Source organism: Lishizhenia sp. (assembly GCF_033720595.1).
Taxonomy (GTDB): Bacteria; Bacteroidota; Bacteroidia; order Flavobacteriales_D; family Crocinitomicaceae; genus Lishizhenia.
In genome coordinates, this window is sequence record NZ_JAWWCF010000062.1 from 1 (window position 1) to 14,978 (window position 14,978).

18 protein-coding genes are annotated in these 14,978 nt (G+C 36.4%); 15 read left to right on the forward strand and 3 right to left on the reverse strand.

All coding sequences use genetic code 11. From position 1 onward, the window contains the following. The first annotated feature begins 8 nt into the window (after window positions 1-8). Window positions 9-161 (forward strand): gliding motility-associated C-terminal domain-containing protein, encoded by a 153-nt coding sequence (locus R3333_RS14660; RefSeq protein ID WP_413468674.1) that lies wholly within the window; start codon window positions 9-11, stop codon window positions 159-161. A 144-nt stretch (window positions 162-305) separates the two neighbouring features. Then, on the forward strand, window positions 306-2,300 hold the full coding sequence (locus R3333_RS06250) for a urocanate hydratase (protein WP_318957929.1): 1,995 nt from the start codon (window positions 306-308) through the stop codon (window positions 2,298-2,300). 53 nt (window positions 2,301-2,353) lie between these two features. Here the strand turns inward: R3333_RS06250 and R3333_RS06255 are convergent, their stop codons facing one another. Continuing rightward, window positions 2,354-3,244: a LysR substrate-binding domain-containing protein gene (locus R3333_RS06255; RefSeq protein ID WP_318957930.1), complete on the reverse strand. Its 891-nt coding sequence runs from the start codon at window positions 3,242-3,244 to the stop codon at window positions 2,354-2,356. Window positions 3,245-3,352: 108 nt separating this feature from the next. Between R3333_RS06255 and R3333_RS06260 the strand changes: the two genes are divergently transcribed. Next, complete coding sequence (locus tag R3333_RS06260) at window positions 3,353-3,979, forward strand: LysE family translocator (protein WP_318957931.1); 627 nt, start codon at window positions 3,353-3,355, stop codon at window positions 3,977-3,979. Between the two features lie 539 nt (window positions 3,980-4,518). Here the strand turns inward: R3333_RS06260 and R3333_RS06265 are convergent. After that, a complete protein-coding gene (locus R3333_RS06265) occupies window positions 4,519-4,944 on the reverse strand; it encodes a hypothetical protein (RefSeq protein ID WP_318957932.1) in 426 nt (141 codons plus the stop codon). 35 nt (window positions 4,945-4,979) lie between these two features. Further along, window positions 4,980-5,927 carry a 23S rRNA (adenine(1618)-N(6))-methyltransferase RlmF gene (gene rlmF, locus R3333_RS06270; RefSeq protein WP_318957933.1) on the reverse strand — a complete coding sequence of 316 codons (948 nt, stop codon included), beginning with the start codon at window positions 5,925-5,927 and terminating at the stop codon, window positions 4,980-4,982. A 296-nt stretch (window positions 5,928-6,223) separates the two neighbouring features. On the opposite strand from rlmF, the gene R3333_RS06275 reads away from it, so the two are divergent. The 12 genes from R3333_RS06275 to R3333_RS06330 form a co-directional block, all read left to right on the forward strand. Further along, on the forward strand, window positions 6,224-6,562 hold the full coding sequence (locus tag R3333_RS06275; protein WP_318957934.1) for a DUF2853 family protein: 339 nt from the start codon (window positions 6,224-6,226) through the stop codon (window positions 6,560-6,562). 363 nt (window positions 6,563-6,925) lie between these two features. Continuing rightward, on the forward strand, window positions 6,926-8,329 hold the full coding sequence (lpdA, locus tag R3333_RS06280; RefSeq protein WP_318957935.1) for a dihydrolipoyl dehydrogenase: 1,404 nt from the start codon (window positions 6,926-6,928) through the stop codon (window positions 8,327-8,329). A gap of 102 nt (window positions 8,330-8,431) precedes the next feature. Further along, window positions 8,432-8,941 (forward strand): hypothetical protein, encoded by a 510-nt coding sequence (locus tag R3333_RS06285; RefSeq protein ID WP_318957936.1) that lies wholly within the window; start codon window positions 8,432-8,434, stop codon window positions 8,939-8,941. 19 nt (window positions 8,942-8,960) lie between these two features. Next, a complete protein-coding gene (locus R3333_RS06290; protein WP_318957937.1) occupies window positions 8,961-9,506 on the forward strand; it encodes a hypothetical protein in 546 nt (181 codons plus the stop codon). A gap of 148 nt (window positions 9,507-9,654) precedes the next feature. Continuing rightward, window positions 9,655-9,873, forward strand: coding sequence for a DUF2892 domain-containing protein (locus tag R3333_RS06295; RefSeq protein ID WP_318957938.1), 219 nt, complete (start codon window positions 9,655-9,657; stop codon window positions 9,871-9,873). Between the two features lie 49 nt (window positions 9,874-9,922). Continuing rightward, window positions 9,923-10,270: a VOC family protein gene (locus tag R3333_RS06300; RefSeq protein WP_318957939.1), complete on the forward strand. Its 348-nt coding sequence runs from the start codon at window positions 9,923-9,925 to the stop codon at window positions 10,268-10,270. Window positions 10,271-10,400: 130 nt separating this feature from the next. Beyond that, window positions 10,401-10,853 carry a hypothetical protein gene (locus R3333_RS06305; RefSeq protein ID WP_318957940.1) on the forward strand — a complete coding sequence of 151 codons (453 nt, stop codon included), beginning with the start codon at window positions 10,401-10,403 and terminating at the stop codon, window positions 10,851-10,853. 34 nt (window positions 10,854-10,887) lie between these two features. Continuing rightward, complete coding sequence (locus R3333_RS06310; RefSeq protein ID WP_318957941.1) at window positions 10,888-11,355, forward strand: TspO/MBR family protein; 468 nt, start codon at window positions 10,888-10,890, stop codon at window positions 11,353-11,355. A gap of 48 nt (window positions 11,356-11,403) precedes the next feature. Further along, window positions 11,404-12,207, forward strand: a complete 804-nt coding sequence (locus R3333_RS06315) for a class I SAM-dependent methyltransferase (protein WP_318957942.1) — start codon at window positions 11,404-11,406, stop codon at window positions 12,205-12,207. Between the two features lie 72 nt (window positions 12,208-12,279). After that, the gene (locus tag R3333_RS06320; protein WP_318957943.1) at window positions 12,280-13,209 is read left to right on the forward strand and encodes a hypothetical protein; all 930 of its coding nucleotides are present in this window, start codon (window positions 12,280-12,282) and stop codon (window positions 13,207-13,209) included. Next, the gene (locus tag R3333_RS06325) at window positions 13,202-14,044 is read left to right on the forward strand and encodes a metallophosphoesterase (RefSeq protein ID WP_318957944.1); all 843 of its coding nucleotides are present in this window, start codon (window positions 13,202-13,204) and stop codon (window positions 14,042-14,044) included. Before R3333_RS06320 ends, R3333_RS06325 begins: the two co-directional genes overlap by 8 nt. A gap of 184 nt (window positions 14,045-14,228) precedes the next feature. Further along, window positions 14,229-14,978, forward strand: a 750-nt coding sequence (locus R3333_RS06330) for a hypothetical protein (protein WP_318957945.1), incomplete at its 3' end; no start/stop codon positions are given.

Below are 14,978 nucleotides of genomic sequence, written 5' to 3' on the forward strand. Positions count from 1 at the left end.
GAGAAGTAATTTGGAAAAGCTTCGATTTAGATACGCAATGGGATGGTACTTACAATGGTAAACAAGTTCCAACAGGTGTTTATACTTGGACATTCAAAGCAAGAAATAAACAAGATGATTCTAAGTTTACGAAAACAGGATACGTGCAAGTTATGCGTTAATGTTTGATTTATTTTATAATGAAAAATCCCGGCTGAACAAGTCGGGATTTTTTGTGTTTTTAACAGATCTAAGCATTAACTTATTATTTTTGTACAACTCCTAAAAATAAAGGGAGGCATAGAAATTAAAGAAAGACTAAAAACATGACGTTAGAAGAATTTCAAAAAGATATCCAGGAAGGAATACCTAGTGTGGTTCCTCCTAAAAAAGAATACGAAAAGGACATTAATCATGCACCTATCCGTAAAAAGATTTTAAGCAAAGAAGAAGAGAAACTTGCGCTTAAAAATGCATTGCGTTACTTCCCGAAAGATCAGCACGCTGAATTGATTGAAGATTTTAAGGAAGAGCTAGAGAAATATGGTCGTATCTATATGTTGAGATACAGACCAGATTACAAGATGTACGCACGTCCAATTGACGAGTACCCAGGAAAATCATTACAAGCGAAAGCTATCATGTTAATGATACAAAACAACTTGGATTACGCTGTTGCGCAACACCCACATGAGTTAATTACTTATGGTGGAAATGGTGCGGTTTTCCAAAACTGGATTCAGTATCGTTTAACGATGAAGTACTTGTCTGAAATGACAGATGAGCAAACCTTGGCAATGTATTCAGGTCACCCTATGGGATTATTTCCTTCGCATAAAGATGCGCCAAGAGTAGTGGTTACCAATGGTATGATGATTCCTAATTATTCTCAACCAGATGACTGGGAGAAATTTAATGCTTTAGGTGTTACGCAGTATGGACAAATGACGGCTGGTTCTTACATGTACATTGGACCACAAGGTATTGTTCACGGAACTACAATTACTGTATTAAATGCAGGTCGTAAAGTAGCCAAAGATGGTGAAGGTTTGGCAGGAAAACTTTTCCTAACAGCTGGTTTATGTGGTATGTCTGGAGCACAGCCTAAAGCGGGTAACATTGCTGGTTGTATTACAGTTTGTGCTGAAATCAATGAAAAAGCAACGCACACACGTCACTCACAAGGATGGGTAGACGAGGTAATTACTGATTTGGATGAATTGGTAACGCGTGTAAATAAAGCTAAAGCAGATAAGGAAGTTGTTTCTATTGCTTACCAAGGAAATATTGTAGATGTTTGGGAGAAGTTTGATGAAGCTGGTGTTTATGTTGACTTAGGTTCGGATCAAACATCTTTACACAATCCATGGGCAGGTGGTTATTATCCGGTTGGATTGACGTTAGAAGAGTCGAACGACATGATGGCAAATGATCCTGAGCAGTTTAAAAAAGAAGTGCAAGCTACCTTAGTAAGACATGCCAATGCTGTGAACAAACACACGGCAAAAGGAACTTACTTCTTTGATTATGGAAATGCATTCTTGTTAGAAGCATCTAGAGCTGGAGCTGATATTATGGCAGAGAATGGTATTGATTTTAGATACCCTTCTTATGTACAAGATATCATGGGGCCTATGTGTTTTGATTTCGGATTTGGTCCATTTAGATGGGTGTGTGCATCAGGTAAGCCAGAAGATTTACAGAAAACGGATGAGATCGCTTGTCAAGTGCTGGAAGAATTGAGAAAGGAAAGTCCAGCAGAGATTCAACAGCAAATGGCAGATAATATTCAGTGGATCAAAGGAGCGCAAGAGAACAAGTTGGTTGTAGGTTCTCAAGCACGTATTTTATATGCAGATGCTGAAGGAAGAATGAAAATAGCAGAAGCCTTTAACAATGCAATCGCTGCAGGTGAGATAGGACCAGTTGTATTAGGTCGTGACCACCACGATGTATCTGGAACAGATTCTCCATACAGAGAAACATCTAATATTAACGATGGATCTCGCTTTACTGCTGATATGGCGATTCAGAATGTTATCGGTGATGGATTTAGAGGTGCAACATGGATTTCTATACACAACGGTGGTGGTGTAGGATGGGGAGAAGTTATCAACGGTGGTTTTGGTATGCTTCTCGACGGTTCATCTGAAGCAGATAGACGTTTGAAAATGATGTTACACTGGGATGTTAACAACGGTATTGCTCGTAGAAACTGGGCAAGAAACGAAGGTGCAATTTTCGCGATTCAACGTGCTATGGAAAAAGAACCTTTATTGAAGGTTACTTTACCAAATATGGTAGATGAAGACTTGTTGTAAAAACAAGATTTAAGATAAAGCAAAGGTCTCCAGTTTTGGGGACCTTTTTTTTGTTATTGACCTACCGTAAATCCTTCACTTAGAAAATCTACAATGTAGAGTATGTTTTTAAGAATAGGACTTTTATCATCCTTCCTATAATTCACAAATAAATCGATTTCTTGTTTCATGTCAATAAAGCGAATACCAGGCATATTAGACATTTGAAAAGATTTTGGGAGGATAGATACACCCAGGTTTTTGGAAACTAAACCTAAGATCATAGAACCAAAGTCAGATTCTATACTTACATGAGGGTCAAACTCAGCATCATTAAAGAGTTGTCTTAAAAGACTGGAGTAAAAAGTGGTGTAATGTAGTCCTGACATAATGAAGTTTTCATCCTTCAATTGAGCGAGATGGGTGAAATTCTCAGCGGTTAACCAATGTTTTTCAGGAACTACAATGCAAATATTTTCTTTGTATAACTGTTTGTATTGTACGGCAGGATTACGCACAGCTTCTCTACTAAACGCCAGGTCTATGGTATAGTTGAGTAGTAAGTTTCCATGGTTTTGATCCGTAGGTTCCATTAAATCCATCTTTAATTGCGGTAAACTGTTGGAAATCCTTCCTAATACTGCAGGTAAAAAGCTAAACGAGATGGAACCCGGATAACAGATGTTAATATAACCTGTTGCGCCTTCATCAATTTTCTTTGCGTGGAGATGCGTTCTATCAATTTCATCTATCAAGACTTCCCATTTGTCTTTTAAAAACCTTCCTGCTTCTGTGAGTTTTACATTGCGTTTGTTGCGCTCAAAAAGTTCAACGCCCAGTTCGTGTTCCAAGGCTTTTATTCTTCTACTTAAGGATGATTGAGTGATGTAGACCTTTTCTGAGGTACGCCAAAAGTGTAATTCTTTGGCTAAAATGAGGAAGTATCTTATCTGTTGAATATCCATTAATGTGAAAATTGCATTAGTAGTGCCAATATCGACATTTTTTAGAAGAATAATAGTCTTTTTTTTTGTACCGTGAATTGAAAGTCAATTCTATTTATTAATCCTTTAATGAAATATATCATGGGAATAGAGAGTGTTTTAGCATTTTTAAGTGTTGCTGTTTTATTTATAATGACTCCAGGTATTGATACGTTTTATGTATTAAATAATACTTTGTTGCGTGGAAAATCTGCCGGACTTCAATCGGGGTTAGGGGTGAATGTGGCCATGTTTATACAAATTATTGTTTTGGGGTTGGTCTTTAGTTTTGCTATTGCTCAGTTTGATTTTGTGCTGCAAGTAATTAAAATAGCGGGTGCAGTTTACCTAAGTATTTTGGGAGGTAAACTCATTTTGAAATCAACAAAAGCTGAGGGAGATGTTAGAAATGAGAAAGTAAGCAATGCTTTTTGGGGTGGTATGTTAACCAATTTTTTAAATCCGAAAGCGGCTTTATTTATTGTAGCTTTCTTTCCTCAGTTCATTGAGAGGGAAAGTATAACAAGTCCTTTTTCTTACATCAATTTAGGAATATTATACACGTTAACAGGGATATTGTGGTTTACGCTCTTGGCTTTATTGGGAGCTAAGTTACACCACTTCTATAATAAGCAAACAAAAGGCAAGGCTGTGTTTCAGCATTTCGCGGGATTGCTGTTTATTTTTTTTGGCTTTTTAATGTTGGTAATAACTTAAGGAGTAAACTATAACTCATCATGAAAAACAAGTCTTTAATGAGGCTTGTTTTTTTGTTTTAACTCTAATCTGGATAGATACATCTTGTACCTTTGATCATGAGATTTTTTTTCATCTTCGCGAAACTTCCATTGAGCATTATGTTGTTTTGAATAATGCAGAAATCTTTCAAATTCCCATTGAGTAGAATTTAAACGAATGCGAATCAAATTTTTGTATTTTTCTTTTATTGAAACGGTGTTATGTGGTGTTCTATACGTTTCTTCAGGAACATAGAATATAATGTTCTTATAAGAAAATGTGAGAATTTTCTTATGGTTTAGGAGGTTTGATAAAACGATGAGATTGTTGTCTATATAAATCTTGGAGTAACTAAGAATTGAATATTTGATGAGCAATAGAACAATGATGAATATCGTAAATATTATAGGATAGAAAAAAGGAGTGTTTAAAGTTGAGAAAACTAAAAAGACCCCAAATACCACAAAAGTTAAGGTAACTACAACCTTTTCTAGTGTGTTTCTTTTTGTTAGTTTCAATTATTCTATAATTCTAACATAAATTCCTCCATTTCCCTTTTCTCCCACATAAATGGTGTCTTTATGGTGAAAATGAACATCTAGTTCTTTATTGGTGCTTTCACCGTAAATAGAAAATAGGGGACCTGCTATTTTCTTTTCTGTTAGTTTGAAGTCTTTATTAGAGTAACGCTTTATTTTCTTAATAAATAAGTCTCCGTCATCCATAAAGAGTTTTACGTATTTATTGTTATTTACTTTAATAACCCTTCCCGTATAGTTTTTTAAGGAGTCTTCTGTGATTTCTATCTCCAAACTATCTAAAATCCCTCTTTTTGCGAGTCTCCATTTCCCTTTGAATTGATTCTTGGCGGCTTTTTGAAAACTATCAGTATTGCAGGAAATTAGAATTGCGGAAAGGAAAAGGATAGTGGTAAATGTTTTCATGATTAAATTTTTAGTATAAAGAAAGCGGTTTTAGTTTATTTCCAACGCTTAACTCTCCAATTTTGTTGTTCTTCTTTATTAAGAAAGGTCCAAGCAACGATGCGAGTAGATTTATTTCCCGTGCCCATTTCTATGGTTTTGATGTCTGTAGCATGGAAGCGTTCCAGTGCTTTGTACATTCCCTTTAGGTTGGATTGTTTAGAAACTAAAGAAGTGAACCAAAAACAGGTCTTTCCAAACTTCTTACTTTCCTTAATCATTTTATGTAAGAACTTGTTTTCCCCTCCTTCGGTTATCAATTCATTGCTTATTCCGGCAAAATTCAACAAAGGATCTTTTTGTGCTTTACCTCCGAGGTTTTTTACTTTACGTTCACTTCCTTTTTTGGCGTCTTCTGCAGAGGCGTGAAAAGGTGGGTTACACATGGTTATATCTACATGTTCGTTTTTGTCGATAATACCGTAAAATATGTCTTTCGGATTATGTTGCAGAACCAGGTTTACTTTAGGAGCAATTTCCGGGTTGTTATCCATGATGTTCTGGGCACTAAATAAAGAGTGCTCCGAGATGTCAGCTCCTATGAAATTCCAATTGTATTCGCTAACACCTAGTAAAGGATAGATGCAATTGGCACCAACCCCTATGTCTAACACTACAACTTTATCTCCATCAGGAAGTTTACCGTAATTACTTTCTTTTAACAGATCGGCTAAATAATGGATGTAATCTGCTCTACCAGGAATAGGTGGACACAAGTTTCTATCCGGGAAATCCCAATATTGTATACCGTAATAATGTTTAAGTAAAGCTTGATTTAAAAGTTTTACAGCTTTCGGATTGGAGAAATCAATAGATTTTTGCCCTAACTTATTTGGTTTGATGTGTGCGTTAAGTTCTGGTAAAACCTTTATTAAAGCTTCCAAATCATACCTTTCGTTGTTTTTATTATTGGGGTGTAATCTTGCTGTTTTCTCTTTTGCCATGTGATTGCCTTTGTTACAAAGATAGCAGCATTCAACAAGAAGTGTTTGTAATGATAAAATTCGTGAAAAGAAAAATTGAATACGCTAAATGTAGCGGATGTTAACGGTGTGATTAGTTGATTTTTCGCTTATGCTTTGATTATCAATTTTTAAATAGAGATTAAACATAGTGATTAGTTGTAGGCCCTTCATTTACGGGTGTTTAGAATGAAATTAAATTAGATGATAGCAAGTTGTAGGCATTGAATTTTTATTATTTTCATAAGACCTATTAATAATAAATTACAACTAAAATTATGAGTAAAAGAAGTGACTTGATCAACAAGTATCACCAAGAAATGAACACACTAAACATTTCTTTCGACGCAGCATTATTTGAAAAAGTAGTTATCGGCTGCGGACCTGCAATTTTCACCAGAGATTCTGAAACAGTTTCTGCGAGTAGTGAAACCGAAATTAATACCGTTCGTCAAAATTTCTTGATTAAAAAGTTAGGATTGGCAGATACTCCTGAATTGGATAAGGCCATTGACGAAGTGATTGAAAAGTTTGGTAGATCTAACAAGAATAAATACAGAGCTATCTTCTACTATTTGTTAGTAGAGAAGTTTAAGAAAGCTTCGGTTTACGCATAAGTTTACATTGCACAAAGAAAAGCCGTTTCCGAAAGGAGCGGTTTTTTTATGCGTTGAAATGTAGAGAAGAGTGCTTTGATCATGGATTTTCCAATTGTGCATTAAAGTTCAGCCAGGGGGTGCAGTGGCAGCTACCCATAGGGGAGGGCTAGTAAAAGTTGCGAAAAGTATACGACCAACGGAAGTGTGCTTGCCGCATTACTATTGCTTGCCATGGCCTTTGGGTACTACAACGGAAAACCCGTTAAGGATGCCTTAAAAAAGACAAAGCCATAGAAATAGAAAATTGTGTAGTATTTATCTTTAAAAATGGGGGGAAACTTGCCACGAAATTCTAAATTTGCAGTAATCAATTAAATTGACATGAGTAAATACGACGTTACAATAATAGGATCAGGTCCTGGAGGATATGTTGCAGCAATTAGATGTGCGCAATTGGGTATGAAAACAGCTATCATAGAGAAGTACGATACATTAGGTGGTACTTGTTTGAACGTAGGTTGTATTCCTTCAAAGGCATTATTAGATTCTTCTGAGCATTACCACAATGCTACACATACTTTCGAAGAACACGGAATTAAGGTAGATAACGTGGTTGCTGACATCAATCAGATGATAGCGCGTAAAGACAAAGTGGTTGAACAAACATGTAATGGAGTAAAGTTCTTGATGGACAAAAACAACATTGATGTACACCACGGAGTTGGATCTTTTGTAGATAAAAACACGATTAAGGTTACAGATAAAGACGGTAAGGAAACTACTTTGGAAACAAAGAATACAATTATCGCTACTGGATCTAAGCCTAACTATTTCCCAGGAATGGAGCCAGACAAGAAGCGTATTATTACGTCTACAGAAGCTTTGGCATTGAAAGAAATTCCTAAAGACATCATCGTTATCGGTGGAGGTGTAATCGGATTGGAATTAGGATCTGTTTACGCACGTTTAGGTTCTAAAGTGCAGGTGGTAGAATTTGCGAAATCTATCATTCCTACTATGGACGGAACGATGGGGAAAGAGTTAACAAAAGTGTTGAAGAAATTGAAAATGAAATTCAACATGGAGCACCGTGTACAATCTGTTGAAAATACAGGTGACCGTGTGAAAGTTACTGCTTTAAATAAAAAAGGTGAAGAGGTTGTTTTAGAAGCAGATTACTGTTTAGTATCTGTAGGTAGAAAGCCTTACACGGAAGGATTAGGATTAGAAAACGTTGGTATTGCTGTAAATGACAGAGGTCAGATAGAAACAGACAATCACTTGAAAACAAACGTTGATGGTATTTACGCGATTGGAGATGTTGTAAAAGGAGCAATGTTGGCACACAAGGCGGAAGAAGAAGGAACATTCGTTGCTGAGCACTTGGCTGGTCAAATTCCTCACATTAACTACGACTTGATTCCTGGAGTTGTGTACACATGGCCAGAAGTTGCTGCTGTTGGTAAAACAGAAGAGCAATTGAAAGAAGCGGGTGTAGCATACAAAACAGGTTCTTTCCCAATCAAAGCATTGGGTAGAGCAAGAGCGAGTATGGATATCCAAGGATTGGTGAAAATTTTGGCTGATAAAGAAACAGACGAGATTTTAGGAATGCACATTATTGGTGCACGAGCGGCTGATTTAATTATGGAAGGTGTAACGGCTATGGAGTACAGAGCTTCTGCTGAGGATATCGCGAGAATTTCTCACCCTCACCCAACATACAGTGAAGCTGTAAAAGAAGCGGCAATGGCTGCTACAGAAGATAGAGCGATGCACATTTAAGATGTGATACTATATTTAAAAGAGGTCTCCCGCAACGGAGGCCTTTTTTTGTGGGTAGACTTTTGTATATTGGAAGGATGGTAGGGATTAAACACTGATACTATGACAACAAAAAAAACATATCACTTGGTACTCTTTGTACTTTTAAGTCTAATAGCTATACCGGCAGCATCTGGATTATTAACCGGGAATTACCTTTGGTATTCGGCACTCAACATTAAAGGCATACAACTGTTTTTAATTTTTGTAATTCTATTTTTTGAGTTTCGATTAGCAGAAAAAAAATGGTTGCAAATCTTAATTGGAGTATTGGGTGGAGCAGTTGTTTTGGGATATATTTTTAAACTGATGCATTGGCAAGGTACCAAGGAAATCTTTTTACTCGGCGCGCTTTTGTTTCCCATACCCGTACTGATAAAAGGAGTGGTGAACAAAGGGAGAGGGCTTCTCGAGTTTGTCGTTTCATTGTATATATCAGCGCATGCTACCTACATGATTTATCCTTCTTTGGATGGTGTTTGGAAAATTGATGCGGGTGTGTTATTTGCAGCTTGGGCGGCAAGTGCATTGCTCTTTTTCTGGGGGATGTTGAAGAAAGACAGGGCCTATTAATAAACAATGAGGGTTAAGTTTGATTAAAAAAATATTCTTTTCAGCATTGTCCATTTTTCTTTGCATCCAAAGCTATGATTTGTTTTGGTTTTTATGGAGTAGGGATGAAATGTCTTGGTTAGCCTTGGTTATTTGCGCTTTCTTATTGAACCTTTTTGTTTCAGGAGTCTTTGCATTTCTATCGTTTGCTTATCCGATTTCCAAGTTGTTTACGAATACCTTTTATACCAATGTTAAAGCGACCAGAATAGAGCTGTTGTATAAACGGTTGGGAGTGAAATATTTCAAAATCCTTTTAATGTTATTTTATTGGGGAAGGACCAAACACAGAAAAGAGTTCTTCTCCGGTGGCAAGGGTGGAATTGCCGCTTTAGACTTTAGAAGTAAACAAGCTGAAATTGGTCATTTCCTGCCTTTTGTAGTTCTTCTTTTGATGGCTGTTTTCTTGTTTGTTCATGGGGATATAAGCTTGAGCATCTTCATTTTTGTCTTTAATCTTGTGGGTAATTTTTTCCCCATTCTCTTACAACGAAAACTCAGAGTGAGGCTTCAATTTTTAAGGTAAAATATAGTATAACTTTTGTTAGTATTGATTATCTCAAAGGGATGGAACGAAAATGTCTCGTTTGGATATTCTCAAGAGAATTATTGATAAATGTCAATTTTACCCCTTTTGAATAGTCTACCTTTATATAAACATTAAATCATTGGCTATGAAAAAGAATTTGGGTAAAATAGATAGAAATGTAAGAATCATTATTGCTGCAATTATTGTTGGAGCTGCTTATTTGGAGGTGATTACAGGTGTTCTAGAAGTTGTTTTATTAATATTGGCTGGTATTTTCCTTGTAACAAGTGTTATCAGTTTTTGTCCTTTATATGCGGCTTTTAAAATCAGTTCACGCAAAAAAAAGGATAAGGTGGTCCAATAAAATTTGTCATTTTCAACACTAAAACCTCTCTACTTCTTATCTTGCCTCTATGAAAAGTTTAGAAGCGAGTAGGGTAAATATTATGGTCAATGACATGGATCATTCCGTGAAATTCTATACAGAAACTCTGGGGTTAGAACTCCTTAACCGTTGGGGAAATCATTATGCAGAAATACAAGCTGCAGACTTAACTTTAGCTTTACACGAAAAGAACAAAGGACATCAGGTAGGTACGACATGTTCCATTGGTTTTGGTGTGCGTTCATTTGATGATGAGGTAGCGGTTTTACAATCGAAAGGGATTGCTGTTTCCGTGGAGCAAGATGCGTATGTTCGCTTGGCACATTTTCAAGATCCAGACGGGCATCCTCTTTTTCTGGCCGAAAGAAATAAATAGTGGAAGTGTAACTTTTTGATTTTCTTTTGGTTATTTTTAAGTATCCTTAAAGTCATTAACCATGAAAACAAATCGTCTGCTTATTTTATGTTTATTTTTTGTCGTTTCTACCACGTCTCAAGCTTAGCTTTTGAGTTCAGGGTGGCAAAGAAATAATCATTTTTTAGATTTTGAACTAAATGATGGCTATGTTGACGCCGGAGGAATAGGATACACCTATGTACACAGGTTTTTATGTAGATCTTACTTTGGGGTGCGCGGTGGTGCTTTTGTACATCAGAATGAAAATAATTTTCCGCATTCTGGTACACCAATTTCTACGAGTCTCGAAGCTGTAGCTATTTTTCATTTGTTGGGTCCATTAAATGTGCAAGTAAATTATGGAAGAGCGCGCTATAGTTTTTTAGAAAATGAAGGGATAGATTTTACACCACCTTACATGAGATTGCAGCTGGAGGCGAACGTTATTCTTGGTCGTAAAGTGATGCTGAAATACGGGTATAATTTTTATGGTTCTATCAAAGAAATCCGAGAAAATGATTGGCCGTATAAGGTGTTTGTTGGACTAGGTATTCGCTTGTAATTAAATATTTATTATCATTTATTGTTAGCCTTATATGAAGTTTAATATTCTCACATTTGTAGTTTTTTTAGTAATCAATTTTGGAGCACTTGCCATAGGTGGATTGTTTACATCTTCCGGTGTTGATTCGGATTGGTATGCAGCGTTAAATAAAGCACCATGGACACCTCCCGGGTGGTTCTTTGGAGTGGCTTGGACCACCATTATGATTTGTTTTAGTTTCTATATGATGCGTCTTTGGGATACCGCGGATAATAAGCAACAAGTCCTTTGGGTATTTGCCTTACAAGTATTGCTAAATATTGGATGGAACCCTGTCTTTTTTTACTTCAAAGAAGAAGTTATGGGATTGCTAATTATAAGTGCGTTAACGCTTGTCATAAGTTTCTTTCTCTTTAATTACCTCAAACCACTAGGAGTTTGGTCCTTGTTTATTGTACCTTATTTTCTGTGGATAATCACTGCAACCTCGCTCAATGCCTACATTGTTTGGGCGAATTAATTCTCAGATTTTTAAGTATCTTTTTGGCTCATTATTAAAGGATGCTAAATGAAACCCGAAGAAAATTATCTAGCCATCAATAAAGACAACTGGAATCAACGCGTAGCTGCTCACCTTACATCAGAGTTTTACGATCATGAAAATTTTAAAAAGGGAAAATCTTCCTTAAATGATATTGAGCTAGAGTTATTCGAAGATTTAAAAGGGAAGAAGGTGTTGCATTTGCAATGTCACTTTGGTCAAGATACCATTTCCTTAGCTCGTTTAGGAGCAAGCGCGGTAGGTGTGGATTTGTCGGACGAAGCCATTAAGGTAGCTAAAGATTTAGCTCTAGAATTAGAGGTGGACGCGCAATTTATTTGCAGTGATATTTATGACCTACCCCATCATCTCGATCAAAAGTTCGACGTAGTTTTTACCTCTTACGGAACCATAGGTTGGCTGCCAGATATGAAGAAATGGGCTACCATCATACAGCATTTTTTAAAACCAGGTGGTCGATTATACTTTGTGGAATTCCACCCCGTAGTTTGGATGTTTGATTACGATTTTAAAGAGGTCGCTTATAATTATTTTAATCAGGAAGCCATAATTGAAAAGCAAGAAGGTACCTATGCTGACGTAAAAGCTGAAATAGAAGCATCAGCTATTTCGTGGAATCACCCTATAAGTGATGTGGTGAACAATTTAATCCAAGCAGGTTTGGAAATAGAGCTGTTGAATGAGTACGATTATTCTCCTTACAACTGCTTTAAACATACCCTGAAAATTTCAGATAGAAAATATAGAATCATTCACATGGGGAATAAGTTGCCTATGGTTTATGCAATAAAGGCGGTTAAAAAATCCTAAAACCTTCCCTCATCAAGGAAAATCATTTGTTCCCCTTTTAACTCTTGCTTAGTTTTAAAGAAAATTCCAACCATGAAGTTTTCCTTACTACTGTTAATATTCATTCATCTCACAGTTTTTGCGCAACAAGAAATCTATGTGTACAAAAATCCACAAGATAGTACGCGGAATGCTTATTTGAAAATAATACCAGAAACGGATTCGATTAAAGGAATTGTAGTAAGAGACTTTACACGTTTACCCGATACCTCAAAGTCTTCTCCATATCATTTTCAAGATTTATGTTCAGAAAATGGGGTGTTGACGCTTTACACTTCTACCACCGTTACTTTTCCAGAGTTATTTGTAGAAGATTCCGTAATGCAAGAATTGGATGATATCATTGCTGAAGTTGTAGAGGATCATCAAATACCTCAGCAAAACATTTTTATGGGAGGTATTTCTGCAAGCGGAACAAGAGCTTTGCGCTACACTGCTTACTGTGCCCAAGGCAAATCGAAAAATGGAATTCAGATTAAAGGAGCTTTTGCAGTAGATTCCCCTTTAGACCTTACGCGCTTTTATACTTCAATAGAACGAAATAAAGATAATTTCTTGTCAGGGATGAAATGGGAGGGAGATTACATGGAAGATTTTTTTCTTGAGCTTTTCAAAGGTGATATACATTCCAATGCCAAGGCTTACGAAAATGCTTCTGTTTATGCGCAACATAAGGAGGAAGGAGGAAATGCGGTTGCCTTGAAAAATACTTCCTTAATTCTTTTTCATGAACCAGATATTGATTGGTGGCTCAAAGAAAGGGGCTGTTCTTACTTTGATATTAACTCTTTCGACATTGCAGCATTTGTTTTGGAATTACGAGCCCAGGGAAATGAAGATGTGGCTTTAGTTACAACTACTGGCAAAGGATTCGATAGGAAAGGGAATAGGAAACCTCATTCTTGGACTATTGTTGATGAGCAACTATTACTAAACTGGATAATAGAAAGAATAGATGAATAGAAGAAAGTTTTTAAAACGCAGTTTTTGGAGTGCTGTAGGTGTAGGATTGGCGAGTAGTCTTTATGCCTGGCAAGTAGAACCTTTTTGGTTGGAGTATGTAAGGCTGAAAATGCCGATTAAGAACTTACCTAATCATTTGGTGGGCAAAACATTGATGCAAATTAGCGATATACATGTTGGAGAGCGATTTGATTATCAATACATCATTGATTCTTTCAAAGAAGCTCAAGCTTATAAGCCTGATTTTGTAGTGTACACGGGTGATTTTGTTTCCTATGAGGATGAAACTCAATTTCAACAATTAAGGGAAGTGATGGAACATGCCGTAAAGGGAAGTATAGCTACACTAGGTATTTTTGGTAATCATGATTATGGCCATGGATGGGCCATGCAAGAAGTTGCTGATGAAATAGCTAACATCAACGAGGAAGCTGGAATAACCATGCTTAAAAATGAGCAAGCAGAGTACGAAGGTCTAAACTTTATTGGTTTTGATGATTATTGGGCCCTTAATTTTGATGGAGCGTCGCTGATGAAAATCTATAATGCACAAAAGGCCAATGTTGTTTTATGTCACAACCCTGATGTATGTGACTTACCCCTTTGGAATAATTATCAAGGTTGGATTTTGGCGGGACATACCCATGGAGGACAGTGTAAAGCTCCTTTCTTACCACCACCGATGTTGCCGGTTAAAAACACGAGGTATAGTGCCGGAGAAATAGATCTGTATGACGGCCGAACATTGTACATCAATCGTGCCCTAGGACATCTCTGGCAAGTGCGTTTTAATGTAAGGCCAGAAATCACAATTTTTGAATTAACGCAAGATTAGAAAATGGTAAGGCGTATGTTAAGAACTCAACGCTTTTAAGGTCAATTATGCAGTTTATTGGGTTTTTATGGTGATTCATCCAATATTTTAGAGCTACTTTTTTTATGCATATATATTTGGAGAAACACTATTTACTATGAACTTACTAGGCTCAACAAAATCTAATGTCGTGCAATTATGTTGCATGTTAACCTTCATTCTAGGTATTCAATTTACAGGATGGTCTCAAAATCAGGAAGCGAACTTGTTAGAATTTAGTCCATCCTCCTTATTATTGGGAGAATGGAAGTTGGTTGGGGTGCAAAATGATTTTAAATCATATTACGTAACAAGTAAGCCACAAGATGTTCGCAAAGAGGACGAGTTAGTTATTAATTTTTCGAAAGACGAAATGCTTAAGAGAAAAGGTGAACAAGAAACCACCTTTACTTATGAAGTTCTCAAAGATAGTTTGAACCATAAGATTTTATTGAAAGAGGGAGAAAAGGAGTACAGTTATTCCCTAATCGAAGTCAATCATTTCTCCTTAACCATTAGTTCTGAGGTTGAAATTTCTACAGGCTTAGATAATACAACTGAAACTGTTTATTATACCTACCTAAGGGTGGAGAGTGAATATTCTCAGTTGAAAGATATTTTAGGGACCTGGAGGATTTGTTCGGATAGTGTTATTGAGGATTTTTCTTCGGGTTCAACACAGGTATATCGCTTTTATAAAACAGAGTTAGATAATTGTGAAGGCGTGAGTAAAATGGATTTAGAAATTACCAATTCTGGTTTTCAATTACTGCAAAATGTATCCCTTGCTAACGAGAAAAGTTACAAGTTTATCAGTTCTAATTTATTGGTTAATTTAGACAAAAATCTAATTTATTTTAAGCTGAATAAAGGATTGGTTTTCGATATCGTTACCCTCACAAATGAAGTGTTAGAA